Annotated in this window: 28 protein-coding genes and 1 pseudogene; 19 read left to right on the forward strand and 10 right to left on the reverse strand. The window is 65.8% G+C overall.

From position 1 onward, the window contains the following. Positions 1-6 precede the first annotated feature (6 nt). From ACU8YE_RS03965 to ACU8YE_RS03980, 4 genes are all read right to left on the reverse strand, one after another. Positions 7-447 carry a universal stress protein gene (locus ACU8YE_RS03965; protein WP_112188252.1) on the reverse strand — a complete coding sequence of 147 codons (441 nt, stop codon included), beginning with the start codon at positions 445-447 and terminating at the stop codon, positions 7-9. Positions 448-602: 155 nt separating this feature from the next. After that, on the reverse strand, positions 603-1,520 hold the full coding sequence (locus ACU8YE_RS03970; RefSeq protein WP_446928145.1) for a helix-turn-helix transcriptional regulator: 918 nt from the start codon (positions 1,518-1,520) through the stop codon (positions 603-605). Positions 1,521-1,572: 52 nt separating this feature from the next. Continuing rightward, positions 1,573-2,004, reverse strand: a complete 432-nt coding sequence (locus tag ACU8YE_RS03975) for a hypothetical protein (protein ID WP_232039752.1) — start codon at positions 2,002-2,004, stop codon at positions 1,573-1,575. After that, on the reverse strand, positions 2,001-2,399 hold the full coding sequence (locus ACU8YE_RS03980) for a glycoprotein (RefSeq protein ID WP_232039751.1): 399 nt from the start codon (positions 2,397-2,399) through the stop codon (positions 2,001-2,003). Before ACU8YE_RS03980 ends, ACU8YE_RS03975 begins: the two co-directional genes overlap by 4 nt. A 110-nt stretch (positions 2,400-2,509) precedes the next feature. Between ACU8YE_RS03980 and ACU8YE_RS03985 the strand changes: the two genes are divergently transcribed. The 5 genes from ACU8YE_RS03985 to ACU8YE_RS04005 all read left to right on the forward strand — a co-directional run bounded on the left by ACU8YE_RS03985 (position 2,510) and on the right by ACU8YE_RS04005 (position 7,874). Continuing rightward, positions 2,510-2,923: a hypothetical protein gene (locus ACU8YE_RS03985; protein WP_446928146.1), complete on the forward strand. Its 414-nt coding sequence runs from the start codon at positions 2,510-2,512 to the stop codon at positions 2,921-2,923. A gap of 189 nt (positions 2,924-3,112) precedes the next feature. Next, a complete protein-coding gene (locus ACU8YE_RS03990; RefSeq protein WP_260801556.1) occupies positions 3,113-5,863 on the forward strand; it encodes a sensor domain-containing protein in 2,751 nt (916 codons plus the stop codon). Positions 5,864-5,986: 123 nt separating this feature from the next. Then, positions 5,987-6,490 (forward strand): DUF6622 family protein, encoded by a 504-nt coding sequence (locus ACU8YE_RS03995; RefSeq protein WP_260801557.1) that lies wholly within the window; start codon positions 5,987-5,989, stop codon positions 6,488-6,490. 66 nt (positions 6,491-6,556) lie between these two features. After that, entirely contained in the window at positions 6,557-7,369 is an 813-nt protein-coding gene (locus ACU8YE_RS04000; protein ID WP_446928147.1) for a TOBE domain-containing protein, read from the forward strand. A 7-nt stretch (positions 7,370-7,376) separates the two neighbouring features. Then, the gene (locus ACU8YE_RS04005) at positions 7,377-7,874 is read left to right on the forward strand and encodes a flavodoxin family protein (protein WP_260801559.1); all 498 of its coding nucleotides are present in this window, start codon (positions 7,377-7,379) and stop codon (positions 7,872-7,874) included. On the opposite strand, the gene ACU8YE_RS04010 is transcribed toward ACU8YE_RS04005, so the two are convergent. Then, entirely contained in the window at positions 7,871-8,614 is a 744-nt protein-coding gene (locus ACU8YE_RS04010; protein ID WP_232039746.1) for an ABC transporter ATP-binding protein, read from the reverse strand. The genes ACU8YE_RS04005 and ACU8YE_RS04010 overlap by 4 nt on opposite strands. Beyond that, on the reverse strand, positions 8,611-9,297 hold the full coding sequence (modB, locus tag ACU8YE_RS04015) for a molybdate ABC transporter permease subunit (protein WP_232039745.1): 687 nt from the start codon (positions 9,295-9,297) through the stop codon (positions 8,611-8,613). The genes ACU8YE_RS04010 and modB overlap by 4 nt, the downstream gene beginning before the upstream one ends. 448 nt (positions 9,298-9,745) lie before the next feature. Here modB and ACU8YE_RS04020 point away from each other — a divergent pair, with 448 nt between their 5' ends. Beyond that, positions 9,746-10,825, forward strand: coding sequence for a helix-turn-helix transcriptional regulator (locus ACU8YE_RS04020; protein ID WP_414561982.1), 1,080 nt, complete (start codon positions 9,746-9,748; stop codon positions 10,823-10,825). Positions 10,826-10,859: 34 nt separating this feature from the next. Here ACU8YE_RS04020 and ACU8YE_RS04025 read toward each other — a convergent pair whose 3' ends face one another. From ACU8YE_RS04025 to ACU8YE_RS04040, 4 genes are read right to left on the reverse strand one after another with little or no spacing between them, the layout of a single operon-like run. Then, positions 10,860-11,630 carry a lytic transglycosylase domain-containing protein gene (locus ACU8YE_RS04025; protein ID WP_373407715.1) on the reverse strand — a complete coding sequence of 257 codons (771 nt, stop codon included), beginning with the start codon at positions 11,628-11,630 and terminating at the stop codon, positions 10,860-10,862. An 11-nt stretch (positions 11,631-11,641) separates the two neighbouring features. Then, complete coding sequence (sctR, locus tag ACU8YE_RS04030) at positions 11,642-12,301, reverse strand: type III secretion system export apparatus subunit SctR (protein ID WP_045201601.1); 660 nt, start codon at positions 12,299-12,301, stop codon at positions 11,642-11,644. 57 nt (positions 12,302-12,358) lie between these two features. Next, on the reverse strand, positions 12,359-13,447 hold the full coding sequence (sctQ, locus tag ACU8YE_RS04035) for a type III secretion system cytoplasmic ring protein SctQ (RefSeq protein ID WP_446928148.1): 1,089 nt from the start codon (positions 13,445-13,447) through the stop codon (positions 12,359-12,361). Then, a complete protein-coding gene (locus tag ACU8YE_RS04040) occupies positions 13,444-14,292 on the reverse strand; it encodes a helix-turn-helix transcriptional regulator (protein WP_232039742.1) in 849 nt (282 codons plus the stop codon). The genes sctQ and ACU8YE_RS04040 overlap by 4 nt, the downstream gene beginning before the upstream one ends. A gap of 210 nt (positions 14,293-14,502) precedes the next feature. Here ACU8YE_RS04040 and ACU8YE_RS04045 point away from each other — a divergent pair. The 13 genes and pseudogenes from ACU8YE_RS04045 (at position 14,503) to ACU8YE_RS04105 (ending at position 26,697) form a co-directional block, all read left to right on the forward strand. Next, positions 14,503-16,543, forward strand: a pseudogene (locus tag ACU8YE_RS04045) (FHIPEP family type III secretion protein). A 51-nt stretch (positions 16,544-16,594) separates the two neighbouring features. Beyond that, positions 16,595-16,870 (forward strand): type III secretion system export apparatus subunit SctS, encoded by a 276-nt coding sequence (sctS, locus tag ACU8YE_RS04050; RefSeq protein ID WP_024978637.1) that lies wholly within the window; start codon positions 16,595-16,597, stop codon positions 16,868-16,870. 15 nt (positions 16,871-16,885) lie between these two features. Beyond that, positions 16,886-18,820, forward strand: a complete 1,935-nt coding sequence (gene sctC, locus ACU8YE_RS04055) for a type III secretion system outer membrane ring subunit SctC (protein WP_446928149.1) — start codon at positions 16,886-16,888, stop codon at positions 18,818-18,820. Then, positions 18,780-19,973, forward strand: coding sequence for an FHA domain-containing protein (locus ACU8YE_RS04060; RefSeq protein WP_446928150.1), 1,194 nt, complete (start codon positions 18,780-18,782; stop codon positions 19,971-19,973). The genes sctC and ACU8YE_RS04060 overlap by 41 nt, the downstream gene beginning before the upstream one ends. Before the next feature lie 143 nt (positions 19,974-20,116). Continuing rightward, entirely contained in the window at positions 20,117-20,323 is a 207-nt protein-coding gene (locus tag ACU8YE_RS04065) for a hypothetical protein (RefSeq protein WP_024978640.1), read from the forward strand. Positions 20,324-20,385: 62 nt separating this feature from the next. Next, the gene (locus ACU8YE_RS04070; protein ID WP_322018403.1) at positions 20,386-20,967 is read left to right on the forward strand and encodes a hypothetical protein; all 582 of its coding nucleotides are present in this window, start codon (positions 20,386-20,388) and stop codon (positions 20,965-20,967) included. Position 20,968: 1 nt separating this feature from the next. Beyond that, positions 20,969-21,736, forward strand: a complete 768-nt coding sequence (gene sctJ, locus ACU8YE_RS04075) for a type III secretion system inner membrane ring lipoprotein SctJ (RefSeq protein ID WP_260801565.1) — start codon at positions 20,969-20,971, stop codon at positions 21,734-21,736. After that, positions 21,733-22,395, forward strand: a complete 663-nt coding sequence (locus tag ACU8YE_RS04080; protein WP_433867925.1) for a SctK family type III secretion system sorting platform protein — start codon at positions 21,733-21,735, stop codon at positions 22,393-22,395. The genes sctJ and ACU8YE_RS04080 overlap by 4 nt, the downstream gene beginning before the upstream one ends. After that, positions 22,377-22,982, forward strand: a complete 606-nt coding sequence (gene sctL, locus ACU8YE_RS04085; RefSeq protein ID WP_433867926.1) for a type III secretion system stator protein SctL — start codon at positions 22,377-22,379, stop codon at positions 22,980-22,982. Before ACU8YE_RS04080 ends, sctL begins: the two co-directional genes overlap by 19 nt. Next, entirely contained in the window at positions 22,979-24,337 is a 1,359-nt protein-coding gene (locus ACU8YE_RS04090; protein ID WP_260801568.1) for a FliI/YscN family ATPase, read from the forward strand. Before sctL ends, ACU8YE_RS04090 begins: the two co-directional genes overlap by 4 nt. Continuing rightward, entirely contained in the window at positions 24,334-24,828 is a 495-nt protein-coding gene (locus ACU8YE_RS04095) for a hypothetical protein (RefSeq protein ID WP_232039734.1), read from the forward strand. The genes ACU8YE_RS04090 and ACU8YE_RS04095 overlap by 4 nt, the downstream gene beginning before the upstream one ends. Before the next feature lie 28 nt (positions 24,829-24,856). Then, positions 24,857-25,633 carry a type III secretion system export apparatus subunit SctT gene (gene sctT, locus ACU8YE_RS04100; RefSeq protein WP_446928151.1) on the forward strand — a complete coding sequence of 259 codons (777 nt, stop codon included), beginning with the start codon at positions 24,857-24,859 and terminating at the stop codon, positions 25,631-25,633. Beyond that, positions 25,630-26,697, forward strand: a complete 1,068-nt coding sequence (locus ACU8YE_RS04105; RefSeq protein WP_446928152.1) for an EscU/YscU/HrcU family type III secretion system export apparatus switch protein — start codon at positions 25,630-25,632, stop codon at positions 26,695-26,697. Before sctT ends, ACU8YE_RS04105 begins: the two co-directional genes overlap by 4 nt. Positions 26,698-26,732 lie beyond the last annotated feature (35 nt).

The raw sequence follows: 26,732 nt of genomic DNA on the forward strand, positions 1-26,732 counted from the left end.
GGATTTCTAGCGGTAAACCACCACCGGCACGTGCGCGTAGGTCAGCACCTTGCGCGTCTCGTTGCCGATCAACAGTCGCCCCATCAGGCTGCGGTGCCCGTGCGATGCCATGAAGATGACGTCGCATGCGTGCCGCTTTGCCGCATCGAGGATGCCCAGATAGGGCTCGGCAAACTGCGACACATCGCTGTCGAACTGCACGCCTTCTTCGCGGGCACGCTCTGCGATGCGGTCAATGCAGTCCTTCGCGTAGCCCTGCACCGTTTCCATGTAATGCGCATGCGGACACTCGCCCACGCCGGCCGAATAGGCCATGTTGGGGAATTCTTCAATGCACGTGTAGGCGGTGAGACGGCAACCGGTGGCGCGCGCCAGCTTGAGCGCGCCGTCGATGGCCTTGCGGCATTGCTCGGAGCCGTCGGTCGGCAGGAGGATATGGGTAAACATGGCGGTCTCCATGGGGAACCCATCTCCACGTTACTGCGCGCACCGATGCGCCTCTATCGTGGAAAACGCTAGTCCAGCGCAGCTTTTCAGCCGATACCGACGATCGGCTGGTCGCAATGCACGGTCGTTCGCATATTGACGAGGCAGGTTAAGGCTTAGCCCCGTTGCCACGCCTGCCGGTAGCGCGACGGCGACGCGCCGAGCTGCAGAGAAAATCGCCGGCTGAAATGACTGGCGCTGGCAAAGCCGCAGCGCTCGGCAATCGTCGCCAGCGCAAGGGTGGTTGTGCGCAGCAGCGTCTGCGCGCGCGCCATGCGTTGCTGCATCACCCACTCATGCGGCGCCACCCCGAACGATGCCCGAAACATCCGCGCGAAATGGAATTCCGACAGATTCGCTTCTGCCGCCAATTGCCCGAGTGACAGGGGCAGGTGCAGTTCTGCGTCGATGCGTGCCGCAATGCGCCGGCATACGTGCGGCGCCAGCCCGCCGCGCACAGCCAGCGCCCGCGTGCGGCCCTGTGTCTGCACGAGATACGACAGCGTGTCATTGGCCAGCGCGTTGGCGCGCATGCGGTCGTCCAGGTCGGTCCAATCGAGCTGGGCGATGTTCGCGCAAGCCTGTGCGAGATGGGCGTCTTCAATGAAGGTGCGGTCGTGCAGCGTGAACAGGCGGGGCTCTGCGTCGAGCAGGCGCACAGCGTGACCAGCCAGCGCGTCGGGCGGGAAATACAGGTGAACGAAGCGCATGGGCTGCTCGATCACCCAGCTCGATTGGTGTTCAGCCGGCAGCATGCACACGCGCCCTGGCGCGCCGAACAGGTGCGGTAGATCTTGCCGGTGCGTGGTATAGCCGCCTTGCAAATAGACCGACAGCGTGTGGTGCTCGGGCTGGATGTAGCGCGCCTCGTCGTGCTCGTTGCGCCAGATGGCGGCGGTCACGCCGTCGCCCAGATTCGTCACGCGCTCAAGCGATGCGCGCGAGCCGCGTGCAAGCGTGCCGAAGACGCTCGCGTCTGCGGTGACGCGAGGGTCCGCGGGCTGGGACGAAGGGGATGTGGGGGCAGGGCGCACGCGTTGATGTTACCAACGATGGCACCGCGATGCGATGCAAAGAGCAGGGGCGCTATCCGCCGCAGAGCTGGCGCGCCACCTCGCCTGCCAGGCCGACGGCGTCTACGCGTTGCCAGCCCGCATCGTTGGCGAGCTGCCTTTCGCTGACGGTCAGCGCGCCTTGATACAGCTTGGCTTGCGACACCGAAAACTGCCGGCTGCGGCAATCGACGGTGTACAGAAAATCGGCCATGTCGCCGCGAAAGGCGCCGAACATGCGCTGCAGCGAACGCATGCCCGCACGGTTGGACGCTTCTACGCGCACCCATGCACTGACCGGGCCGCTGGGCATGCGCTGGATGCTGCCAACGTCAAGCGACGCGTAACTGTCCGGTTGATCGGGCAGCTGGATCCAGCGCTCCGCACCGGCCACCGGCATGGACAGCGCCGCCAGCGCTGCCAGCATGCCGGCCATGGCGCGGTGTGCGAAGGCGAAGGGCGTCATCGGGGCTTGCCGCCCGGTACGGGGATGGCAATCGAGTCGGAATGACTGCAGGCCATCATCACGCCGGCCTTGTCGACGTCGATCATTACGGTGCCAGGCTTGTCGGCTGTGCTGGGCGTGGCCGCCAAGCTGCCCGACAGGCGCTGCATGATCGCCTGGCAGGTCGGGGCCGTGGAGGCAACAGTCGTGGATTTGGCTGTCTTGGCCGCCGGGATGGGGGTGGGCGCGGCGGCAGCAACAGCGGGTCGGGTCGGGGCAGGCGCGGTGCCGGCCGTGGGTGGCGTAGAAGCGTGCGCGCGAGGCAACGCAACAAGTGCGGCCAGCACGCTCACGGCAATCAACAACCGCGTGGTGCGCCGTGAAAGCGATCGATTGGGGGGAGACAGAGACGGCATGACAGTCCAGACACGTGCATCCAATTTGCGCCTGCTAGGTCACGGGGCAGACGCGCTCTTTCGACCAGTAACGGCACGCCGCGCGCGAACTTAACGCGGCAATCTGCCTCATGGGTCACTCCAGCGTGATTTTGCCTGCGCAAAATACTTCATGTGAACGACATAATCGGGCAGGTTGGAACATTCTCATCAATGTAGCGACCAACCAATATGCCGGGGAGATTTTTTCCGGCGTCGTCGGCATCGTGAAACGTACCGCACACAAGGCTCGCACATGCAGGCGATGTAAGCAGACGGGACAAGCAGCAACGGGGTTCATGCAGTGCCAAAACAAATGGGTCGGCGGAAATGAAAATGCGATGGAATATCCGGCCTTTTCCGCCCTTTGTTTTTCCAAGGGGACCACTATGATTCATAACATGGTGATGCGACGGAACTTTGCGTCGCTTGCCTCATGGGTCAGTTCTCCTCTCTGGAACAGATCGACACGGTCCAGAGATTTCAACCCGCGCCTCGTCAACTGAGCGCGGGTTTTTTCTTGGGTCATGCCAACGTAGGGTGGCCACCACACGCCCCTCAGGGGTATCACACGCTGCACCCTTCAGTTTTCCACCGGCGCGCCGTTGTGGTTAGGGGCGAGACACGTGTAGTCTGCCTCTCGCTTTCCCATTGCCGTCGCTGTTGCTGTTATCGCTCAAGCCATCGCATTGCCCATGACCCAGTTTCTTCCGGCGCAGGCCGGAGCCTCTCCTACAGACGTTGCGCCGCGCTCCGAGGCCGCGCAACGTCCGGTGGCGGCCATGGCGGGGGCGATGACTGAACTGCGCGGTACCGATTTCGACGCGCTGTCCCGGCTGTCGTCCGACGCGGTATTGCTGACCGTGGACGGGCGGCTGGTGCGAGCCAACCCGGCCGCCGCCCGCTTGCTGGGCGCGCAAGATGCAGCGCAACTGACGGGCCTGCAACTCGCCGGCCTGATTCATCCCGATGACGTTGCCCAGGTGATTCCGCGCCTGGCAGGCATGGTGAGCAGCGGCCTTTCTGCCCAGCCGGTCGAACACCGTCTGGTGCGCGCCGACTACACGCATGTGCTGGTTGCCAGCGAAGCCGCTGCGTGCGAGCACGAAGGTCAGCCCGCCGTCATGCTCGTGCTGCGCGAGGCCGTGTCGCGCCATGCGCTGGAGCGCCACGCCGTACAGGCTCGCGCCGAAGCGCTGCATGCGCGCCGTCTGCTCGCTTCGGAGAACGCCGTGCTTGCGCAACTTGCCTCCAATGCGACGCTGTCGACCGTGCTGCGCCACCTGTGCCTGTACGTCGAGCAGGTCTATCCGAATGCCATGTCGGCGCTGTTGTTGCTGGACGCCGACTCCCAGACCATGAGTGTGGCCGCTGCGCCCACGCTGCCTGCGGCCTATGCCGCCACGCTGGAGAACACGCCAGTCGGTCCCGATGCCGGCGCATGCGGTTGTGCCGTGTACCTGGGTGACGCCGTCTTCATCGAAAACATTGCGACCGACCCGCGCTGGCAACACGAGCGCACGGCAGCATTGGCAGCGGGCTTTGTCTCCGCATGGGCGTTGCCGATCCGCTCATCGCGTGGCGACAAGCTTGGCGTGCTGGGACTGTTCTATCGGCAACCGTGCATGCCCGCGGAAGAGGAGCAGCATTTCCTCGACGACGTTACGCACCTGGCGGGCGTTGCCATTCAGAAGGACAACGTCGAACGGGGCCTGGCCGAAAGCGAGGAGCGCTATCGGCTGGCGATCTCGAACCTGCACGAAGGCGTTGTCATCATGTCGCCGGACGGCGTGGTGCAGGCTGCCAACGCCAGCGCCGAGCGCATCTTGCGCGTGCGCCCGGGGCAGCTCGTCGGGCGAAACCGGCTCGACCCGATTCAACGCGTGGTGGACGAAGACGGCAAGGAAGTCGGTGCGACCATGATGCCGTCCGGGCAGGTGCTGCGCACTGGCGAACCCATCTTCGGCCGTGTGTACGGGCTGTTGCTCAAGACCGGTGAGCTGATGTGGGTGCGGCAGAACATCATCCCCATCCGTCGCCATGCCGAGCCGGCACCCAGCAGCGTGATGTTGTCGTTTGCCGATATCACCGATATCAAGCGCGCGGAGCAGCGCCTTCGCCATCTGGCGGCGCACGATGCGCTCACGGGGTTGACCAACCGCAGCTTCTTCATCGCGCACCTGGAAAGCACCATTGAGAGCGCCCGCGACGAGAGCCGCGAGCTAGCGTTGTTCTTCCTCGACCTTGACCGCTTCAAGAGCGTGAACGATACCGCCGGCCATGCCTGCGGCGACACGCTGCTGCAAAGCGCCGCCGCACGCCTGACCGATTGCATTGGCCCCGGCGACGTGATCGCCCGTCTTGGTGGCGACGAGTTCGTCATCCTGATCGACCAGCGTGTCGAAGGAAAGCGCATTGCGTTGCTGGCTGAACGTCTGCTGCAGGCCATGCGCGAACCGTTCGACACCGTCAACGGGCGGTACTACCTGGGCGTGTCGATTGGCGTGGCGCTGTATCCGCACGACGGCATTTCGGGTTCCGACCTGCTGCGTTCGGCCGACGCCGCCATGTACCGCGCCAAGCAGAACGGCCGCAACCGTGCCCAGTTCTATACGGCCGAGCTCAACGCCCGGCTGCAACGCCGCTACATGCTGGAAAACGCGCTGCGCGATGCACGCGAGAACAACGAACTGCAGCTCGTCTATCAACCCAAGTACGACCTGGCCAGCCATCGCATCGTCGGGGCCGAGGCGCTGCTGCGCTGGAACAGCGCCAAGCTTGGTGCGATCTCGCCGGTGGAGTTCATCCCGGTGGCGGAAGAGACGGGCCTGATCGTGCCGATCGGCGCGTGGGTCTTACGGCGCGCCTGCGAACAGGCTGTGATCTGGTACGAGGCGCTGGGCTATGACTTCCGCATGGCGGTCAACCTGTCGGCGCGCCAGTTCCAGGCCGGCGATGTGGTCCCGATGATCGAGCAGACGCTGGCCGACACCGGCCTGCCGCCCACCGCGCTCGAAGTCGAAATTACTGAAAGCCTGCTGATGGGCGGTGCGGATGAAGTCCGCCCGATGTTCGATGCGCTCACCGCGCAGGGCATCCGGATCTCGATCGACGATTTCGGTACCGGGTATTCATCGCTGTCGTATCTGCAGCGCTTCCCGATCAGCAACGTGAAGATCGACCGCTCGTTCATCACCGGCATTCCGGGCGATCCGGATTCCGTGGCGCTGACGGAGGCCATCGTCGCCATGGCGCGCGCCCTGGGCATGACCGTCACCGCCGAAGGTGTGGAAGACGCCGACCAGGTGGAGTTCCTCGCCAAGGCGGGCTGCCAGGAAATCCAGGGTTATTACATCGGCAAGCCTGTCACGGCCGAAGGGTTCGATCGCTTGCTGCGGGCGCACCTGTCGGTGGTGGATGCCGGCGTGCGCGCCGCGCTGGGCTGACTGCCCGACCCGAATCGCATCTTTCCCGCCATTCACACCGGCGTTTCTGCCGTTCGTCGCAATCCGCTCCCGCGTGCGGGGGGCCGGCACCTAAGCTGGCGTCATTCCAACAGGGAGACCGCCATGCTCGAATCGATCACCTCCATCGTCTCGCATACGCCCACCTGGGTGTTCGTGGTGTTTGCCGTGCTGATTGGCATCGGGATGCGTCAGATGCAGTCCCGCATCGTGTCGCGCCGCCGTCTGATCGTGCTGCCGCTGGTGGTGGCCGCGTATTCGCTTTACGGAGTGTCGATGGCAAGCCATGGCAGCCCGCTTGCGCTCACGATGTGGCTGGTGGCCGTTCTGGTGGCGTTCCTGTTGACGTACATGTCGCCGCCCAACGGCGCCGTGTCTGAAACGGCCCACACCGTTCGCGTGCCCGGAAGCTGGGTGCCGATGGTGGTGATCGTGGGCCTGTTCGCCGCCCGCTATGCCTACAACGTGATGCTGGCGATGCACCCGGAAGTCTCGCACTCTGCCAGCTTCATGGCGATGTTCAGCGCGCTGTTCGGCTTCCTGGGCGGTCTGCTCCTCTCGCGCTCGGTGCTGCTGCATGTGCGTACGCCGCGCCTGGCGGCGGCTTGAGCCAGCGAACCGGCGTTAACACGTTAACATCCTGCATGTTGCAATCTCCATCCAAGACGAGACGACATGCTGGAACTCGACGGCACCATCTGGCTGCGCGCCGGTGAAGACAATTGGGGCGGACGCGGCCGAATCGAACTGCTGGCTGCCATCGGACAGACCGGCTCCATCACCGCAGGCGCGAAAGCCGTAGGTCTTTCCTACAAGGCCGCGTGGGACGCCATCGATACCATGAACAACCTGGCCGGCGAGCCGCTGGTGGTGCGCACCACGGGCGGCAAGGGCGGTGGCGGCAGTGTGCTGACGGCCCGCGCCCAACGGCTGATCGAGAGCTTCCGCGTGCTGGAAGCCGAGCACCGTCGCTTTGTCGATCGCCTGGATGCCGCCGCGCACGCTGCCAGCGAAGACGTCAACCTGCTACGCCGCCTCATGCTGCGCACGAGCGCGCGCAACACGCTGTTCGGCACGGTGGAATCGGTAGCGTCGGGTGCTGTCAATGATGTGGTGACGCTGCGCCTGCCCGGCGGGCAGGCGGTTGCCGCCACCATCACCCAGGAAAGTACGCGCGTGCTGCAGCTGGCGCCGGGCGTGCAGGCGGTGGCGCTCATCAAGGCGCCTGCCGTGATGCTGATGCGCGGCGCCGGCGAGTGGCGCGTCTCCGCAGAGAACCAATTGCCGTGCGTCGTTACGGAAATCCGCGATGGCGCGGTGCAGGCCGAAGTGCGCCTGCGCCTGCTGGACGCGAATGCCACGTCCGCGGGCGAGACCGTGCTGGTGGCCATGCTCTCGCGCACGGCTGTGGAAACCCTGGCACTGGCCGAAGGCGTGGAAGCGGTGGCGGTGTTCGAGGCATCGAGTGTGATTCTGGAATTGGCCTGAAGCGCCCATGACGCCCAAGACCCTGCTGATCGTCTACCACTCGATGACGGGCGGCGCGCGCCAGATGGCCGAGGCCGCGCGGGCGGGTGCCGCAGAAGAGGGCGGCGTTGCCGTGCGGTTGATGCACGCGGCGCAGGCCGGCCCCGACGATGTACTTGCGGCAGACGGCTATCTCTTCGCGACACCGGAAAACCTCGCGGCCATCAGCGGGCAGCTCAAGGATTTTTTCGACCGCTGCTATTACCCCGCGCTCGACCGTATCAACGGCCGGCCATACGCGTGCCTGATCTGTGCAGGCAGCGATGGCCAGAACGCGGTGCGCCAGATTGAGCGCATTGCCGCCGGCTGGCGGCTCAAGCCCGTGGCCGAGCCGATCATCGTCTGCACGCATGCGCAAACGCCCGAGGCCATCCTGGCCCCCAAGCAGATTGGCGCAGATGATCTGGAGCGCTGCCGCGTCCTGGGTCAGGCCGTGGCAACCGGGCTTGCGCTGGGCGTTTTCTAGCGCTTTACCACTGCCGTCAGATGCGGATACGGCGACAGCGGCGCCGCATCGTGTGCGCGCACGGCATCGGCCACGACGCGGCCATCGCGCAACTCGAATACGTGGTCTCCGAAGATCTCCACATCGGCCGGGTCGTGCGTGATCATCAGCATGGGTATCTGCAGCCGCGCTTGCAGGGCGGACAGCTCCGAACGCATGCGCGTGCGCAGTGCCGGGTCCAGTGCGGCAAAGGGCTCGTCCAACAGCAGCATGGAGGGCTCGGCGATCAGCGCGCGGGCCAGTGCCACACGCTGGCGCTGGCCGCCGGAAATCTGCGACGGGTAATTGGCGGCGACGGTGCCCAGCTCGAACGTGTCGATCCACTGCTGCACGCGTGGATCGCGTGTGCGGCGCGGCGGGTTGAACCACCCGCGCTTGAGCCCGAACGCAATGTTCTGCGCCACCGTCAGGTGGTTGAAGAGCGCGTAGTCCTGGAAGAGGTAGCCGACGCGGCGTTCCTGCGCGCTCAGGCTGATGCTCTCAGCGTGGTCGAACAGCGTGCGGCCGTTGAGCACGATGCGGCCGCGCTCGGGCGTCATGAGGCCCGCAATGGCGCGCAGCGTGAGGCTCTTGCCGGCGCCCGACGGGCCGTACAGCACCACGCGCCGGCTGTCCGAGCGCACGGCAACGTCGAGCGAGAACACGCGCGCTGCGCTGGTGAGCGTTTTCTGCACGACGAGATCGATCATGCCGCCGCTCATGCCAGTTGCTCCTGCAGGCTCGGCGCGCGCGCCTGCAGCAGGCGGCTGGCCACCACCAGTACCACGATGCAGGTGAGCGAGGTGATCAGCACCAGCGTGTTGGCCGTGGCGTCGTCGCCGGCCTGCACGGCTTCGTAGATGGCGACGGAAAGCGTCTGCGTACGGCCGGGCAGATTGCCGGCGATCATGAGCGTGGCACCAAACTCGCCCAATGCGCGCGCAAACGCCAGCAGAACGCCGGCGGCGATGCCGCGTGCAGCCAGCGGCAGCGTCACGCGGAAGAACACGGCGGCCTCCGGTAGGCCCAGTACACGCGCCGCGCTTTCCAGTTGATGATCGACACCTTCAAAGGCGGCGCGCGCGGATTTCATGACCAGCGGAAACGCCACCACGGTGGAGGCGATCACCGCGCCCTGCCACGTAAAGACGAGCTGGATACCCATGCTGTCGAGCCAGCCGCCGACCGTGCCGCGCCGGCCCAGCAACACCAGCAGGTAATAGCCGAGCACCGTTGGCGGCAGCACCAGGGGCAGGGTCAGGACGGAATCGATGACGTCGCGCAAGCGGCTGCGCGTGCGCGCGAGCGCGTAGGCCGCGCCGACGCCCAGCAGAAGGTTCAGGACGGTCGCCCAGCCGGCCACCTTGAGTGAAAGCAGCAGAGGCGTCCAGATGGAAGCGGACATGCGGATAGTGTGCGAAGGTGCCATCGGCCGGCCGGATGATTCTCGCGAACCGAGGTGACGCGTTGGGTGCCGGCGACAGATTGGAAACGTTATCCGCAATATAGGGTTGGATATAACGCACGGTCAATCCTGACACAGTGATGCCCGGCATGTGGCAAGGGGCATGGACGCGCGGCCCCCGAGCCATTGTCAGAGGCGTGGTTTGCTGCGTTGCGACATAAGCCGCGTCGATGGTGGGGCACTAAAAAGTTTTGTTGGACAACGTTGCCACCGGCTTGCAACAATGCGCCAAAACGTAGGCCGGACGTCGCTTTTCACGATCTGCGCCCAGCGGTGCTCAGGGTCACCGCGCAGCAAATGTCATCCCCCGGGGGGGAAACAGCCTTGGCCATGGCCGAAAACATTCCGGCGGCCAAGCAGGTGTTTCCAACATGACCGGAGGACGGCAATGGCCGCCGCACATCGCTCAGATGGTCTGCAGGCAGTACGTTTCCCCCGCGCCGAAGACCTGGCGCTGCTGATGGACATGCGCACCGCGCTCAAGGCGGCGGGCGCGCAGTCTGGCGTTTCCACCCACGCAAGCCCTTCCGTCCAGCTCGACCTGGATGCGCTGTCCGCGAAGGCGGACACCGCGCCGCTTCCAGGGCACGCCGATTCCCTGGCTGCGCGCACAGCCGCGGACGATGCCGCCAATGGCGACCGCTTTTTCGTACCGCTGCCGCCGGGCACGGACGTGATTTCCGTGGACGAGCACGCGCTGCTGTTCGAGCCCGCACCCGCGCAGCCGGGTCGACTGCGCCTGGCTGCCGAGCTGCAGGCCGCACGCGGGGTGGCCGAGCGTGCACGCATTGTGTCCGGGCTGATGGGGCTGATGGGTTTTTCGTCCCTCACATACGCGCTGACCGAACGCCACGAAAATGCCCCGCCTACGGTGGCCATGCTCAAGAACTACGTGGCGCCGCGGTTCCTGCACCGCTACTGCGACGAACGTCTGTTCACCGTCGACCCACGCCTGCCTGCGGTGTTTGCCACGGGCATGCCGCTGGTGTGGGATCTGGCATCGCTCGCGCGGGGCCAGGCGCGCATGGAGCCGGCGATGCGCGCGCTGCTGCAGACGATGGACGAACACGGCTTGCGCAGCGGCGTGATGTTCAGCCTGGGCGCGGGCAAGGGCATGAACCATGCGATTGTCAGCCTCAGTTCGCCGCATGCGGGGCGGGAATGGATCAGCGACAGCGTGCTCGGCCAGTCGATCCTCTTTGGCATGGCGCTGCATCAGGTCTGGCGGGCGCCGCTGCAAACGTTCACGCGCAACACGCGCGTATCCGGTGAAGACGCACCGCTCACCGTCATGCAAAGCCGAGTGCTGACGTGCCTGGCCGCCGGCATGAGCGATAAGGAAATCGCCATCAAGCTGCACACCACAGCGCACAACGTTGATTACCACCTGCGCCTGATCCGCCGCCGCTACGGCGCGACCAACCGCGCTCAGTTGGCCTACATTGCGGGCCGCCTGAACCTGATCTGACCGGGATGGGGATGTGGAAGCTGCCGCGCGGCGCTCAGCGCGGCAGCGCCACGCAGCGCAGGCACGATGTGCCGTCGGCGCGATTACACGCAAGGATCATCACCTGCCGGCCGGTCTGGCCGGTGCACGCGCTGCCGGTCAGCACGCGTGGCTGCGCGGGCGCAGATACCGGGCGTGGCGCCCCGGGAGCGGGTGTACCGCCGCCGGCGGGCACGACCGGAATCGGCTCGATCCGTCCACGGGCGGCGTCGGGCACGATGGCCGGCACGTCCCCAGCATTAGCGACAACCTTCTGCACATAGCCGTGGCGGAAGCCGGTCTCGAAATTGCCGCTGTAATAGCAAGACAGCGCCGCGCGCAACGCCTGTTGCTGATCTCCATAGCGCGGCAATGAACGTGCAAAGCATTCAGCCAGGATGGTGCCGCCTGCGCGCAGGTTGCGGCAGGCGTCGAACGCGGTTTCCAGCGTCTCGCCAAAGCGCGCGAGGTTGTAGCGGTTGACCTGCCCGAGTCCCACGCTGAAGTTGTAGCCCTGGCGCTCCAGTGAACGCGCGGTGGCCACGGCTTCTTCCAGCGTGGCAGGCTGGCGCACGAGCCTGCCGCCCACCACGCCGATCGCATAGGGGTTGTAGGCGGACTCCGTGCGCACCAGCGCTTCCAGCGTGACGCGGTCAACGTGCGGCGCGCACGTGGCGGCCAGCGTGGCGAAGGCCCGTGCATCAATACGCGGGCCTGCCGCGGCAGACGTGGCTGCCATGCAAGCGCCAAATGCCATGGCGGCAATGATGAAAGCACTGGCACGCATGGTCGCCACCTCTATCGATAAGACAGCACGAGCCCGTGCACGAGCACCGACCAGCCATCGAGCATCACGAACAGCAGCAGCTTGAACGGCACCGAGATGGTGGTCGGCGCAATCATCTGCATGCCCAGCGCCAGCAACAGGTTGGCCACCACCAGGTCGACCACCACGAAGATGATGTAAAGCACAAAGCCCACCTGGAACGCCTTGATCAGCTCGGTAAGGGTGAAGCTCGGCACGAGTACCGTCAGGTCGTCGTTCTTCAGGCCGGCGGCGCGCTCCTTGGGCCAGATGCTCGTGGCCGATTTGACGAAGAAATTGCGCTCCGATTCCAGCGTATGGGTCTGCAGGAATTTCTTCACCGGCGGCTGCGCGGCATCGAGAATGGCGATCACGTCATCCACGCTCATCTGGCTGCTCAGGTTGAAGTTGCGCCCGCGCAGGTTGTCGACCATGTCCATGCCGACCGGCGCCATGATGAACACCGTCAGGATCAGCGCGATGCCGTTGAGCACGATGTTGGGCGGCACCTGTTGAATGCCCAGCGCCGAGCGCAGCAGGCCAAACACCACCACCAGCTTGGTGTAGCTCGTGACCATGAGCGCGGCAAAGGGCGCGATGCCCAACGCCGCCACCACGGCGATCATCGCTACGGGATTGGGCAGGTTTCCCATGGTGCGTGTCGAGTGTGTCGATGCGTTGTTCTTGTTGGGGGAGAAGCGGGCCGGGCGTTATGCCTGCCCAGGTGCCGCCTGCCCGATGAAGCGCGATACGCGCACGCCGAGCCGGTTGCCGACAGCAATCAGGTGGCCTTCGCCGACCGGCATGCCATTGGCGAGGATGCGGATAACGGCCTGGTTGAGCGGCTGCGCCAGCTCCATCACCGTGCCGGGCCGCAGCGCGCGCAGCTCGGCTAGTGACAGGCGCCGCTCTTCCAGCTCGAAGGTGGTAACCAGTTCGATGTCGTCCAGGCTGTCGGTGGGAAGCGGGCGCGCCGTGGGCTCCGTGCCGGATGTCGCGGCGTTCGGGGCTGGGTTCTCGGTTGTCATTGGCTTTTCCTCCACGTTTTCCACGACGATGCGGTTGCCTTGCACTTGTCCGAACACACGCAGGTGCAGCCGCCCGCGCACGCGGGCCACGCAGCGCAATGCATCGCCAGCAGGCAGCCATTTTTCGATACGCACGATGTCGCCCAGCGCAATGCCGGCAAAGTCCCGGCGTGACAGAAAGGTGGCGCCCAGCTCGAAGCGCAGCGGCACGTGCGTGCCCATGAAGGCGGCCAGCGGTATGGGTTCCGCAGTCAGCTCTGTCGGGCACAGTTCGGGCAGGACGTGCGGCGCGTCGAACAGCAGTCCGGCGCGCGCCAGCCATGGCGCGGCACCGTCTTCGACGGGTGCGTCGTCGTGGCGGCTGATCATCATCTGCAGGACGTCTGGCCGGTCCAGCCGGACCTCTGGCGATGCGGCCTCCGGCAACCATGTAAGCGCACGTCCGCTGCGTTGTTCGATACCCCGTGCGAGTGGCGCCAAGGCATCGGCCAGCACCGCGCAGCGCAAGGCTTGCGGCACGTGGGCGTCTGCGGCGTCGGCCAGCCATGCGCGCTCAGCGGCGGCATCGAGCAGCAGCCAGCCCGGCGCATCGCCCAACGTGAAGCGGTAGGCTTTTGCCGCGGCTTGTACGGCATGCGCTTCGCAACGCGCTTCGTAGGGCGTGCTGCCTACGGAAAACGGTAGTGCTGCGCGCGCCAGATACAGGCGCGACAGCGTACGCGCCAGCGCCTGGTCCACGGCCGAAAGCATGCGGGCGTCGAGCGTATTCATGTCATGAACATGCGTCCGGCCATATAGGCAAGCTGCACGCGGTTCTGCGCACCGTATTTCTTCTTGAGCTGACGCAGGTGATAGTCGACGTTGTGCGGCGACATGTTGAGCTGCTCGGCAATCGCCTTGTCCGATAACCCGCTGGTGATGAATTCCAAAATCTGACGCTGTACCTGGCTGAGCGCACGCGCGTGCGTGTCTTCATGCAACGGTTTTGCGTGCTGCATGAGAAATTCATGCAGGCCCAGCCCCACTGCATAGGCTTGGCCGACCACGTTGTCGGCAATCCAGCCCTTGGCGTTATTGCCCGATCCAAAGCAGATGACGCTGTGCTCCAGGCTGCGTGGGCTCACGACACCGAAGCTGATGCCGCTGCGCAGGCCGGCGCGTTCGGCGTCTTGCAGCAGGCGGTGCAGGCGGTCCGCATCCGCCGGTGCGGTGAGCGTGGCTCCAAGGTCCGCCAAGTCCCACACCAGGGGCCATTCGTAGCGCAACGCAAAGGCCAGCCGCGGGTCGACTTCAAAGTAGCGTTCGTCGACGTAGCGCTTGGGCCAGTTCGGTGGGGAATACGCACGGAAGTACAGCACCCGCGTAATCGACTCCCCAATGCGTGTCAGCCGGTAGTAACAGAGCCAGTCGAAGCCGATGCTGCGCAAGACGGCGCGCAGCAGCAATTGCCGTTCCTGCGCACCGTGCGCGGCCCGCAGATCCTGCGCGGTTTCAGAGAAGGACTCGGCGCGCGCCGTCGCACCCAGGCGGATCGATTCCGCATCGACCACGATGTGTTCTTCGCCAAACAGGATCGGCGCGCGGACATCGCCGGCACCCACATTCGAAGCATTCAACCGTGGCCTCTCGCGTGGCAAGTGAATGCACTTACTGTAGTGGCGCGCACACGCTGCGATGAACTACCGAAAAGCGTAGTCCACCCCGAAACTTCGTCAGAGATTGACCGCACGACTACGAGTTTCAGCGTTGAGCGGACAGGCCCCCCACTTCTACACTTTTCGCAAGGGAAGCGGGTGCTGAACGGCGCCGGTCTTCTACGGACATTCGTGGGCTATGGCCCACACGGCCCAAAGGCGCTCCATGGCAAAGCCTCGCAATCTTGCTGCAGCGTTGGACGTTCCGCTCACCGGCTTGCGCTGGGCGCGGCTGGTGAACTACGACATTGCGATTGCCGTGTTCGTGGTGGCGGTCGTCGCGCTCTTTGTGCTGCCGTTACCCACCGTCGTGTTGGACGGGCTCATCTCGCTCAATCTGGCGGCCAGCATCGTGCTGCTGTGCGTGTCGATCTATCTGCCGTCGGCGCTTGCGTTCTCGTCGTTTCCGGCCGTGCTGCTGTTCACGACGCTGTTCCGGCTGTCGCTGAACATTGCGTCGTGCAAGCTGATCCTGCTGCAGGCCAATGCAGGTCACGTGATCGACACGTTCGGCAAGCTGGTGGTCGGCAACAACTTCGTCGTGGGCGGCGTGGTGTTCCTGGTGATCGCGGTGGTGCAGTTCATCGTGATCGCCAAGGGCTCGGAGCGCGTGGCTGAGGTCGGTGCGCGGTTTTCGCTGGATGCAATGCCCGGCAAGCAGATGAGTATCGACGCCGATCTGCGCGCCGGCATCATCACGTCGGACGAAGCCAAGCGCCGCCGTGAAGCGCTGGAGCAGGAATCGCAGCTGCACGGCGCAATGGACGGCGCAATGAAGTTCGTCAAGGGCGACGCCATTGCCGGCATCATCATCGCGGTCATCAACATCCTGGCCGGCATTGCCGTGGGCGCGTTGATGCACGGCATGTCGATTGGCGATGCGCTGCACCGGTACGCGATCCTGACGGTGGGCGACGGCATGGCTTCGCAGATTCCCTCGCTGCTGGTCTCCATTGCCGCCGGTATCGTCACCACCCGTGTGGCGACGCGGGACCGTGAAGCACGCCACCTTGGTCAGCAGATCGGCTCGCAGATCACTGCCCACCCGCGCGGCATGCTGATGGCCAGCGGCGTGCTGCTGGCGTTCCTGCTGGTGCCGGGGTTTCCGAAGTGGTCGTTCCTGCTGTTGGCCATCGGCACCGCGGCAGCCGCCTTCCTCCGCATGCGCCAGCGCCGGCAGGCGCCGCCGCTCGATCTGCTTGTGCTCGGCCCAGACGCACGGCGGTTGGCTGAACCCGAAGCAGGCTCGCCCGCGGAAGGCATCGCCGCACCCATCGCCGTGCGCCTGTCGGAAGACCTGCGCGGCGAAATCGAACTCGTTGCGCTGCAGACCCGCCTGGCAGAAGCCAAATCGCGCTTGCAGCGCAGACTCGGCGCCGTATTCCCGCGCGTGCAACTGAACTGGGACGCGACGTTACCGGCCCACGGCTACGCGCTGCTCGTACAGGACGTGCTGGCCGCCGAGGGCTCGCTGCCCGAGCGCGATGCGATTTCAGACACTGCCGTGCCCGCTGAAGACCGCCTGGCCGCCGAAGTCGAAACACTCATCGAACGCAACGCCGCTTCGCTCATCGGCATTCAGGAAACGCAGAACCTCATCCAGATCATGCGTCGCGAACACGGCGAGCTGGTGGCCGAACTCACGCGTCTGGTGCCCCCGCAGCGCATTACCGAAGTGCTGCGCCGGCTGGTGCAGGAGGGCGTGTCGATCCGCAACCTGCGCGCCATTTTCGAGAGCCTGATCACGTGGTCGCCCAAAGAGCCCGAAGACGTGATCGGCCTCGTGGAGTTGGTGCGCGTGGACTTGCACCGCCAGATCACCGAGCAGTTCTGTGGCACCAGCCGCGTGCTCGATGTGGTGCTGTTCGAACAATCCTTGCAGGAGCGCATCGAGCAGGCCGTCGTGCACACCAAGCAGGGCAGCGTGCTGAGCCTCACACGTGACGCCAAGCAGGCGATTACCGACCAGGTGGTGAAGATCCTTGGCGGCACCCGCCCGCTGGAGAAAGACCGCCATGGCCGCCCGCTGGCGGTGATGGTGTCGCTCAACTGCCGCCGCTACGTCAAGACGATGCTGCAGCCGGTGTTTGGCGATCTGCCGGTGCTGTCGTACCAGGAGATCGATGAAGCCATCGAACTCAACACCGTGGGCTGGGTGACGAACCCCGCCTGAACGCAGAACACACAGAGCGCACGGAACACGCAAGGAGACAGACCCATGAACATGAGCGCCACCATTCTCGAAGCCACACGCCAGGGCTTGCTGCTGGTGCTGCTGGTCTCGTTGCCGGTGGTGGCGGTGGCGACGGTATCGGCGTTGCTGATTGCCATCGCGCAGGCAGTGACGCAGATCCAGGATCAGAGCATCGGCCTGTCAGTGCGGCTGATTGCGGTGATGGTGACCATCGTGGTGCTGGCGGGGTGGGGCGGACGCGAAGTGCTGCGTTTTGCCCGCATGGCACTCGATCAGGTGTTTTACGGCGGTGTGGCGCCTTTCTAGCGGGGGGATCGCGAGATGGCGCCGAACGGACAACAACATAACCGAGCGAGAACACGCGTGAACAAACGCTATCGATTCCTGCAGTGGAGTGCATCAGCGGCGTGCCTGTGGCTGCTGACGACGGCGGCCGTGGTGCAGGCCGCCGAGCTGCGCTGGCGCAACCGGTCGTACACGCTGGTGGCCGAAGGCAAGAAGGTGGGGGATTTCATCCGCGAACTTGCGGCATCCCAGGGCGTGACGGCGGTGGTCGATCCAAAGGTGGAAGGCACCATCAACGGCAAGTTCTCTGGCCCGCCGGCCAGCACGCTCAACACCGTGTGCGCCACCTATGGGCTCACGTGGTACTACGACGGCTCGCTCATCTACGTAGACCGCGCGGACGATTCCCAGACGCAGGTCTTCCCGATCCCGAAGGGCAGCGGCCCGGAGCTTGCGCAGATCCTGCGCGCCATGCAGATCACTGATCAGCGCTTTCCGCTGGTTGTGAGCGACAAGGAAAACACCGTCTACGCGTCCGGCCCGAAGCGCTATGTGGAACTGGTGCGCCAGGCCATTGCATCGATTGCCGATCCGTCACGCGGCATGGATCGCGCCGAGATTCGCGCGTTCCCGCTCAAGTACGCCTGGGCGGGCGATGTGGAGATCAACCGGTCCGGCAAGCCCGTGACGATTCCCGGCATTGCCACCATGATGCGTCGCCTGCTGGGTGCGCCCAACCCGGGTGCCAGCAGCCCCGGCATGTCGCCCACGCGCGCCATGCGGCTGACTGGCCCGACGCGGCAGATGAAGCTCAGTTCCGGTGACAGCATCAACGTGCCGCGCATCGAGATTCCGCTGGCGGGCGCGCAAGGGGATTCCGGCTACGGCGCGCAGGCACCGGCAGCATCGGGCGGCGGTGCACCGCCTGACCTCCCGCGCATCGAAGCCGATGCCGGCATCAATGCCGTGCTCATCCGCGACGTGCCCGAGCACATGGCGCAATACGAGCGCTTGATTGCCTCGCTCGATACCAAGCCGCGGCTGGTGGAGATCAACCTCACCATCATCGACATCAGCACCGATTCGCTCGACAGCCTGGGCGTGGATTGGCGCCTGCATACCACGCACGGCGATTTCCAATCCGGCAACGGCAACAACCCGCCGCTCACGTTCAATCTTGGCACCACGGAAGACGGCCAGACCGGCGCCACAACGCCGATCGGCATGGCGCTCACCGCATCGATTGGCGGCAGCCTGCGCAACTACCTGCTGGCGCGCATCAATGCGCTGACGCAGAGCGGCAACGCGCAACTGCAGGCCAAGCCGAAGGTGCTGGCACTCGACAACACCGAGGCCATCCTTGAAAACCTCATCCACTTCTACGTGCCGGTGTCGGGCTTTCAGGATGCATCGCTGTACGGCATCACGACGGGCACGAGCGTGAAGGTCACGCCGCTCATCGTCAACGAGGCCGGGCAGATGAGCGTGATGATGTCGATCGACATCGACGACGGCAACCTGACCAACGACCGCGTCTCGCAGCTGCCGGTGGTGCAGGAGCGCTCGATCGTGACCAAGGCGATGATCGAAGAGGGCAAGAGCCTGCTGATTGCCGGCTTTAACTCCGACAGCCTGAACAACACCAAGTCGGGCATTCCGATCCTGTCAGACGTGCCCTTCATCGGCAACCTGTTCAAGTACACCAACAAGACCGGCCAGCACATGGAGCGTTTCTATCTGCTGACCCCGCGCATCCTGACCGCCGCCAGCACCAACCCGAACGACGTGCCCGCCGTGTCGATCCCGGGCGTTGGCATGCCGGTGCCGGGTTCGACCGATTGGAAACCGGGCCCGTTGCCCAACACGCCGGCACCCAACCAGCCGCCGGCCAGTGTCGGTGCCTTGCCCACGCCGACTGTTTCGCGACTGCATGAACCAGCCAGCCACACAACCCTCGCCGCACTCGGATAAATCGCCCTGGAAGCTGTGCTTCCTGAGCGGGCCGCTGTACGGCAGATCGATGCCGCTGCGCATGGGCGCCACCGTGGTCGGTTCGGCGCCCAGCTGCGAAATCATCGTGCCCGACAGCAGCGTCGCCGCGCGCGAGTTGATGTTCGAGGTGGGCGGCATCGCGGTGTCCGCACGGCGGCTGGACGACGCCGAGCCGACGCTCAACGGCCAGCCGTTCGGCCAGACGCGCCGCAGCGTGGTGCCGGGCGATGTGATTGCCATGGGCGACATTCGCGTCGGCATCGAGAAGGTCGGGACGATCCGCATGCCGGCCGCCGCGGTGGAAGGCGCTGGTGCCACGGTGCTGGCCGAACGCGTGCCGTCGTGGTTGCCGCTGGCGGCAGCGGTGTGGCTGTCGCGGGTGTCCACCAAGGCCGGGCGCGGGCGGACGTGGCTGGTGGCAGGCATCGGCCTGTGGCTTGCGGTCTTGCTGGCCGGTGGTGTGGTGGCGTTTGCCGGGCACGACGGCTGGTCGCTCTGGGGCCGCGACCCCGCAGCGCGTGCAGCGCAGGTCCGTCACGCATTGGGCGACCCGGCGGAGATCGTGGTGGCGCCCGCGTCGGACGGCACGTCGCGCGTTTCCGGCTACGTGCCGACCGAGGCCGACCACCAGGCGCTGCTGAGCCGTGCGCGCGGGTTGTCGGATGTGTCGATCGGCGAGGTGTATGTGGTGAGCGATCTGCTGGCCGCCGCGCAGCAGTACTTCAGCGCAGGCGGCACAAGCGGTACGGCCGCGCTGAACGTGGCCTACGACGGACATGGCCGCATCGTGGTGAGCGGCACGGCCGATCGCGCGCAGGCGTGGCAGCGCATCCGCAACTACGCGCGCGACGCCAAGCCCGCCGTCGAAGTGGTCGACCACGTGGCCTGGGACGGCCCGCCACCGCCGAACATCGTGGCGGACACGCCGCGCGCCGACGGCCTGCCGGCCATTGTGAGCACGTACGAAGACGAAGACGGCACGCGCTTTGTGCAGACGCGCGACGGCCAGTTGTATTTCGAGGGCGCCCGGCTCAAGGGCGGCCTCCAGGTGAAGAGCATCGCTTCAGATGGTGTGGTGCTCGACCGCGGCGGGCAGTCGGTCACGTGGCCGATCCAGCCGCAAACACCGTAGCGCAGCGGGTCCCCCTTTCCCGCGCGTGGGGTGTGTCGTACGGCGGCCAGCCGGCAGATGCGAGGTCGGCTGCCACCGCAAGCAGTTGCTAGTGAAGTTGTTCGTTCCTTTTGACCCTTTTGACTGACATCCAGGAGAGCACCATGGCAGGTACACCCACCACCGGCGTCGACGGCGCCATCGGCAGCATCAACCAGTCCGGCGATGACCAGCTGAAGATCGCCACGGCAGTGCAGGCCGCTGCAGCCAAGGGCGCAGCCGCCAGCGGCATCATCGGCGCGGCCCAGTCGCTGAGCAATACGGCGGCATCGGCAGCCGGTGCCGTCCGCGACGGCGCACGCGCGAGCTGACGCGCAACCCCAGCGGCGGCGGGCGCGGCCTGCCGCCGCTTCACCGAATTCAGGAGGGCACGATGTCGATCGAAGCGAATGCGATTGCGGCCGTTGCCGCGACTCAGGCCGCACAGGCGCAGGCCGGTGGCGCTGCCGGCGCCAGCCAGGCCGCACAGGTGAACCCGGCCGCGTATGCGGCTCAAGGCCCCGGGCAGGTCGAGCAGGGCATCGGCACTCCAGTTACGCAGGCCGCCATGCCCAACGAGGCACAGCAGTTCGGCGGCATGATGCGCCCGGTTGCCACCACGACGGTGCAGGCCGCCGCGCTGCCGGCGCAACCGATTCCGATGGCCTCCAACGCAACGCCATCGCCGGTGCCGGATGTGTCGTTCTCGTTCACGCGGGGGCCTGGCGCAGACGGTGCGATGGGCCAGTGGCGCGACTACGGCCATGATCTCAACGAGCGCTACACCAGTATCAACAGCAAGCGCCAGGAGATGCTCGATTCGCTCGACAGCATGGACGTGACCATGACGATGGTGAAGCTGGCCGACTTCAGCTACTTCGCCTCGATGACGCTGGCCGAGTACCAGATGGACATGAGCTTTGCGCAGGCCGCCAACGGCGTGAGCCACTCGCTGCTGAAGAACCAGGAAGGCTGACATGAACCGATTGCTGGGTGTGCTGATGGCGCTTGCCTGCCTCTTCGGCCTGGCTGGGTGCGAGCAGGAGCTGTACACCGGCCTGTCGGAGGTCGAGGTCAACGAGATGGTGGCCGCGCTGTCGTCAGCCGGCATCAGCGGGCAGAAGCTCGTGCAGGACGGCCAGGGGCAGGAGGGCCGCACCTGGACGCTCACCGTTGACCAAGCCGACATGGGCCCCTCGCTGGCCGTGCTGCGTGCGCAGGGCCTGCCTCGCCCGCGCCTGGCATCGCTCGGCCAGGTGTTCCAGAAGCAGGGGCTGGTGGCCACGCCCGCTGAAGAGCGCGTGCGCTACATCTACGGAGTATCGCAAGAGCTGTCGCGCACGCTGCTGGATGTGGACGGCGTGATGCTGGCGCACGTGCATGTCGTCATTCCCGAGAATGATCCGCTGGCCGACAAGGCCAAGCCTGCGTCGGCAGCCGTGTACATCCGCTATCGGCCCGGCGTGAACCTCACCGCCATGGCACCGATGGTGAAGGACCTCGTCGCGCACAGCATTGAAGGGTTGAGCTACGACAACGTATCGCTGTTCCTGCAGGGCGCGCAGCCCGTGCCCGTGGATGTGCGAAAGGGCGCGGCGTTGCTCGGCACATTCAGCACGCGCAACCCGCTGGTGTGGTTGCTCGGCTTGCTGATCATCGCAGCGCTTGTTGTGACAGGTCTTGTGGCATGGCGGCGGGGCGTGTTCGACAACCTCAGCGGACGCAGGCCGGAGCGCGCGTCATGACCACCGATGCCCGCCTGGCAGCGCTGGTTGCCACGTTCAACCTGCGGCCGGATCGCTATATCGATGCGTCGTGGCTGCCGGCGGACTGGCCCATTGCGCTGCGCGACCCCGCCCGTTACGGCGAGGCAGGGCGCGCCGTGCTGGCGCGGGCGCTGCTGCAAGCCCATCGGTTGCAGGGCGAATGGGACTACGACTTTGCTGCCGTGGAAAAGCGCATCGCCCTGTTGCCAGCCGACGCGCTGGAGCGCCTGGCCGTGTGCTGCGGCCTTTGCCTGCATCGCCAGTGGCTGCGCGAGGGCGAAGTCCCGCGCAAGACACGGCAGGCCATCGATCTGGCGCTCGGCGCACCGCTGGTGGCATTCGCACTGGAGCGCATGCCGGCCTTCGAAGCCGTCGCCGAAACCCTGCAGGCGCAGCGTCAGCACCCCCGCCTGGCGGTGGAGACGCTGCGTGCCCGTGGGCGCCGGATACTGATCGATTTTTTGGTGCCCTTTGGCCCGGCCATCATCCGCCGGCTGCCTTTGAAGTTTCCGCGCAACGCGGTCGATGCCGATCGTCCGCCCTATTTGCTGGGTCGCACGCAACGCGCAGAACTAGGTGAGCTGCTGCGGCTGAGCTTGATTCCTGAACAGGTGCCGGCATGGGACTGGCTTTTCTGATTACCACCGACAAGCTGCAGATCCTGAGCGAGCGCAAGGTGCTCAAACAGCACGAGTATGCAGCGCTGCTCGACGCCACGAGCATCCTCGGCAACGCCCAGGAAGAGCGCGAGAGGATGCTGGAAGATGCCGAAGCCCATTGTCAGCAACAACTCAAGGCCGGCTACGACGAAGGCTATGAAAAGGGTGAACGCGAGGCCGCCACGCGGCTGTATGCCGATGCGCTTGCCAACGCGCGCGCGCTGGCGGCCATGAAGCAATTGATGGCGGAGCTCGTCACGCGCACCGTGCGCGAGCTGGTGGCTGATCTGCCGCGCGAGGCCATCTATGCCAAGGCCTTCGCGCGCATTGAAACACTGGTCGAACACGAGCCTGTGCTGACGGTGCGCATCGCCCCGCAGCAGGTGGCCGATCTGGAACGCGTGCTGGGAACCATGACCGACGGTACCCGCCGCGTGCGCGTGGTGCCCGATGCCAGCCTGTCGGAAGAGGCGCTGGTGGTGGAGACCGCATCCGGCGTGGTGGAAGCGGGCATCGACACGCAACTGGCGGCGCTGCACGCTGCACTGGTGGGGAACGAAACATGACCGAACCCGCCGTCAGCCACATCATCGACGCAGGCGATCTGGAACGCAGCCTGCGCGACGTGCTGGAGCGCGCCGACGGTATGGCTGCGGGCGTGCAGATGCGTGGGCGCATTCACCGTGCGGTGGGGCTCATGCTCAATGCATCGGGCATCCAGGCGCGGCTGGGCGAGGTGTGCGAATTGCGTACGCCCGGCGAGCGCAGCGTCTATGCGGAAGTCGTCGGCTTCGAGCGGCAGTCGACCTTGCTGACCCCGCTTGGGAGCGTGCACGGGTTGTCGGCCGCCACGGAGGTGATCCCGTCCGGCAGCGCGCACCGTTTTGGCGTGGGCGATGCGCTGCTTGGCCGCGTGCTGGATGGGCTGGGCGCGCCCATGGATGACGGCGGCCCGCTCTTCACCAACGAGCGTGTTTCCACGCACGCAGAGCCGCCGAGCCCGCTATCGCGCCGCCGCATCGACGCGCCCCTCTCCACCGGCGTGCGTGCCATCGACGCCATGCTCACGGTGGGCATCGGCCAGCGGCTGGGCATCTTCGCACCGTCGGGCGTGGGCAAGAGCACGCTGCTCGGCATGATTGCGCGCGGCGCGCAGAGCGACGTCAACGTCATCGCGCTGATTGGTGAGCGCGGGCGCGAAGTGCGTGAATTTCTGGAGCTGTGCCTGCCCGAGGCGACCCGCCGCAAGACAGTGCTGGTGGTGTCCACCTCCGACCGCCCGGCCATGGAGCGTGTGAAGTGCGCGCTGGTGGCTACCGCTGTAGCTGAGTACTTCCGCGACCGCGGCAAGAACGTGCTGCTGCTGGTCGATTCGCTCACACGGTTTGCGCGGGCGCAGCGCGAGGTGGGCTTGGCGAGCGGCGAGCCGCCCACGCGGCGCAGTTTTCCGCCGTCGACATTCTCGGTGTTGCCGCAGTTGCTCGAGCGCGCAGGCGCCGGTGCACATGGCGTCATCACCGCGTTCTACACCGTGCTGGTGGAGGGCGATGAAGAGAGTGACCCGATTGCCGAAGAGGTGCGCTCCATCGTCGACGGGCACATCGTGCTCTCGCGCAAGCAGGCGCTGGCGGGACGCTATCCGGCCATCGATTTGCTGGCCAGCATCAGCCGCGTGATGCCGCAGGTGACCACGCCCGCGCACCGCGCCGCCGCGCAACGCGTGCGCGAGCTGCTGGCCAAATACCAGGAGATCGAATTGCTCGTGCAGATTGGCGAATACCGCGAGGGCAGCGATGCCTTGGGCGATACCGCATTGCGCGCCCATGCCGCGCTCACGCGCTTCTTTGAGCAGGACGCCGATGCGCGTGTGAAGCTGGAGCGCACCGTGGCCGATCTCGAAGCCGTGGTGGGGGCGCTATGAGCGATGTGCTCCGCCAACTCGCCCGCGTGCGCGAGGCGCGCAAGCTCGGTGCCGTAGCGCGCGCTCAGAAGCAGGCCGCCTTGGTCGCGCAGGCCGCAGCGCAGAACGCGGCAGCGCAACAGGGGCTGCAGCAGACGGTATCGGCGCGATCTGCGCACGACGCCGCCATTGAGCAAGCCGTGCGTGAAGATGCGCGCAGTGCCGTCGCGCTGCTGTGCGGCGCCAATGCCGCGCGGCTGGCGCTGGATCGTGCCATCTTGGACGCGCATGTCGAATCGCAGCACACCGGCACGGCGCTGGCGGCCGAGCAGGTCGCGCAGGCCCGTGCGCAGCGGCATGTGGCCCGCGCCAACGCAAAATGCGAAGCGGTGGACCGTGCCGAGCAGCGCGTGGTGGCCGCCCGGCGCCAAGCGACCGAATGGCAGGAAGAAGACGCCGCGCTCGAAGCCCAGCTCGCGCGCCAGTTCGCCGGCCAGAAGACCACCGCCTGATCCAATGCAAGGGTTCGATCCCCACTCCATGGAAGGCCTGTTCCGGCAGGCGCTGCTGGTAATGCCGCGTCTGCTGCCCATCATGTTTATCGTGCCGGTGTTCAGCGGACGGGTGGTGACCGGCATGGTGCGCAGCGGCTTGATTGCCATCCTCGCGGTGTTCGTGGCGCCCTCCATGGAGGGCGCGGCCATGAACGTGCAGGGCGGCGGGCTGTGGATGGCGCTCGCGCTCAAGGAAGCGCTGATCGGCGTTCTGCTCGGCATGGCCTTTGGCGCGCTGCTTTGGGCCATCGAGAACGTCGGCCACCTGATCGACTTCCAGACCGGCTCGGGCAACGCGTCCTTCTTCGATCCCGTGGCGGGGCACGAGAGCGGGCCGACCGCCAGCTTTCTCGGCTTCATGGCCGTCACGTTGTTCGTCACGGGCGGAGGACTGCACGTGATGCTTGGTGCGTTCTTCGAGTCGTACAAGCTTTGGCCGATCGAACGCATGCTACCCAGCGCGTCGGTCGCGCTGGAGCAGTTTGCCGTGCACGAGGCCGATAGCGTGCTCGGCTGGACCCTCAAACTGGCCGCACCGGTGATCATCGTGCTGGTGGTGGCGGAGCTGGGTATCGGGCTGATCAACCGCTCTGTGCCGCAGCTGAACGTGTTCCTGTTTGCTCAGCCGGTGAAGAGCCTGCTGGCCGTGCTGATGATGGTGCTGTTCCTCGGCTTTGTCTTTGAATCGCTGCGCACCTTCCTGGCCGGCAACGGCGAGATGGTCTGGCTGTTGCGCGCGCTGCTGCGCAGCCCCGGCGCATGAGCGAGAAACAGCACAAGCCTACCCAGCGCCGGCTGGAAGACGCACGGCGCGAAGGCGAAGTCGTTCGCAGTACGGACGTGACCAGCGCGCTTGTCTTTATCGGGATGCTCGTGCTGTTGTGGCAAGGCGGGCCGTGGTTGCTCGAACGCTTGCGCGGCCTGCTGGTACAAAACGTGACTGCCGTGGCGCTGGCCCGCGACCCCGCTGCCGCGGTGCGGCAGGCATTGGTATCGGCAGGGGCGGAATGGATTTTGTTGAGCGCAGCCGTGCTGATGCTGGTGACCGTGCTGGCGGTGCTGGGCGCGTTTGCCCAGGTGGGCGGCATGTTCGCGCCCAAACGCCTGACGCCGCAAATGTCACGGCTCAATCCTGGGGAAGGCATCCAGCGCATGTTCTCGGTGCGCAACCTGATCGGCCTGGCCATCATGCTGTTCAAGGTGGCTTGCCTGGCGCTGACGCTGTTCGTCGTGATTCGCGGGTCATTGGCGTTGCCGCTGCAGGCGGGCTACGGGCGGCCTGCGGCCATCCTGGCCGTGGTGGCGCATCTGGTTCTTGTGCTGTTCGGCTGGGCGGCGGTGGTGTACGTGCTGATGGCTGCGCTCGACTACTGGCACGTGCGTTTCGAATTCTTCAAAAAGAACCGCATGTCTACCGAAGAACTGCGCCGTGAGCACCGCGAGTTGCAGGGCGATCCGCATATCGTGGGGCGCCGCCGCCAGCTTGCATTGGAGGTGCAATACAGCGCGCTGGAAGATCGCATGCGCATTGCCACTGCCATCGTGTTCAGTGCGCGGCACGCGGTGGCGCTGTATTACCCCGGCGATGGCACGTTGCCGATGGTGATCGCCAAGGGCAGCGGCGAGTCCGTGCAGCGCATCCGGCAGATGGCCGAATACCACCTCGTCCCGACCGCAGCCAACGCCGGCCTGGCGGAGCGCCTGCACGACACCGTACCGATGGATACCACCATTGACCGCACGCTGTTCCGCGACGTGGCCGCGCTGCTGCGCTGGGCTGAAGGTGCGGATGCGGTGGGTAACCCGTACGTGTCGTCAACCTCCTGAACGCGCACAAAAAACAGCGGGCGCCTGACTGCTGC

The sequence above is a fragment of the Ralstonia sp. VS2407 genome (assembly GCF_052950655.1).

Bases quoted from the DNA above. Each gene is read 5' to 3' on its own strand.
- ACU8YE_RS03980 (WP_232039751.1), bottom strand. From the start codon at position 2,399: ATGCCGTCTCTGTCTCCCCCCAATCGATCGCTTTCACGGCGCACCACG.
- ACU8YE_RS04025 (WP_373407715.1), bottom strand. From the start codon at position 11,630: ATGCGTGCCAGTGCTTTCATCATTGCCGCCATGGCATTTGGCGCTTGC.
- ACU8YE_RS04005 (WP_260801559.1), top strand. From the start codon at position 7,377: ATGACGCCCAAGACCCTGCTGATCGTCTACCACTCGATGACGGGCGGC.
- ACU8YE_RS04095 (WP_232039734.1), top strand. From the start codon at position 24,334: ATGAGCGATGTGCTCCGCCAACTCGCCCGCGTGCGCGAGGCGCGCAAG.
- sctJ (WP_260801565.1), top strand. From the start codon at position 20,969: ATGAACCGATTGCTGGGTGTGCTGATGGCGCTTGCCTGCCTCTTCGGC.
- ACU8YE_RS03985 (WP_446928146.1), top strand. From the start codon at position 2,510: ATGGGTCACTCCAGCGTGATTTTGCCTGCGCAAAATACTTCATGTGAA.
- ACU8YE_RS04000 (WP_446928147.1), top strand. From the start codon at position 6,557: ATGCTGGAACTCGACGGCACCATCTGGCTGCGCGCCGGTGAAGACAAT.
- ACU8YE_RS04080 (WP_433867925.1), top strand. From the start codon at position 21,733: ATGACCACCGATGCCCGCCTGGCAGCGCTGGTTGCCACGTTCAACCTG.
- ACU8YE_RS04010 (WP_232039746.1), bottom strand. From the start codon at position 8,614: ATGAGCGGCGGCATGATCGATCTCGTCGTGCAGAAAACGCTCACCAGC.
- ACU8YE_RS04060 (WP_446928150.1), top strand. From the start codon at position 18,780: ATGAACCAGCCAGCCACACAACCCTCGCCGCACTCGGATAAATCGCCC.
- ACU8YE_RS04105 (WP_446928152.1), top strand. From the start codon at position 25,630: ATGAGCGAGAAACAGCACAAGCCTACCCAGCGCCGGCTGGAAGACGCA.
- sctL (WP_433867926.1), top strand. From the start codon at position 22,377: ATGGGACTGGCTTTTCTGATTACCACCGACAAGCTGCAGATCCTGAGC.
- ACU8YE_RS04090 (WP_260801568.1), top strand. From the start codon at position 22,979: ATGACCGAACCCGCCGTCAGCCACATCATCGACGCAGGCGATCTGGAA.
- modB (WP_232039745.1), bottom strand. From the start codon at position 9,297: ATGTCCGCTTCCATCTGGACGCCTCTGCTGCTTTCACTCAAGGTGGCC.
- ACU8YE_RS03995 (WP_260801557.1), top strand. From the start codon at position 5,987: ATGCTCGAATCGATCACCTCCATCGTCTCGCATACGCCCACCTGGGTG.
- ACU8YE_RS03965 (WP_112188252.1), bottom strand. From the start codon at position 447: ATGTTTACCCATATCCTCCTGCCGACCGACGGCTCCGAGCAATGCCGC.
- sctR (WP_045201601.1), bottom strand. From the start codon at position 12,301: ATGGGAAACCTGCCCAATCCCGTAGCGATGATCGCCGTGGTGGCGGCG.
- ACU8YE_RS04020 (WP_414561982.1), top strand. From the start codon at position 9,746: ATGGCCGCCGCACATCGCTCAGATGGTCTGCAGGCAGTACGTTTCCCC.
- ACU8YE_RS04065 (WP_024978640.1), top strand. From the start codon at position 20,117: ATGGCAGGTACACCCACCACCGGCGTCGACGGCGCCATCGGCAGCATC.
- sctS (WP_024978637.1), top strand. From the start codon at position 16,595: ATGAGCGCCACCATTCTCGAAGCCACACGCCAGGGCTTGCTGCTGGTG.
- sctC (WP_446928149.1), top strand. From the start codon at position 16,886: ATGGCGCCGAACGGACAACAACATAACCGAGCGAGAACACGCGTGAAC.
- sctQ (WP_446928148.1), bottom strand. From the start codon at position 13,447: ATGAATACGCTCGACGCCCGCATGCTTTCGGCCGTGGACCAGGCGCTG.
- ACU8YE_RS03975 (WP_232039752.1), bottom strand. From the start codon at position 2,004: ATGACGCCCTTCGCCTTCGCACACCGCGCCATGGCCGGCATGCTGGCA.
- ACU8YE_RS04070 (WP_322018403.1), top strand. From the start codon at position 20,386: ATGTCGATCGAAGCGAATGCGATTGCGGCCGTTGCCGCGACTCAGGCC.
- sctT (WP_446928151.1), top strand. From the start codon at position 24,857: ATGGAAGGCCTGTTCCGGCAGGCGCTGCTGGTAATGCCGCGTCTGCTG.
- ACU8YE_RS03990 (WP_260801556.1), top strand. From the start codon at position 3,113: ATGACCCAGTTTCTTCCGGCGCAGGCCGGAGCCTCTCCTACAGACGTT.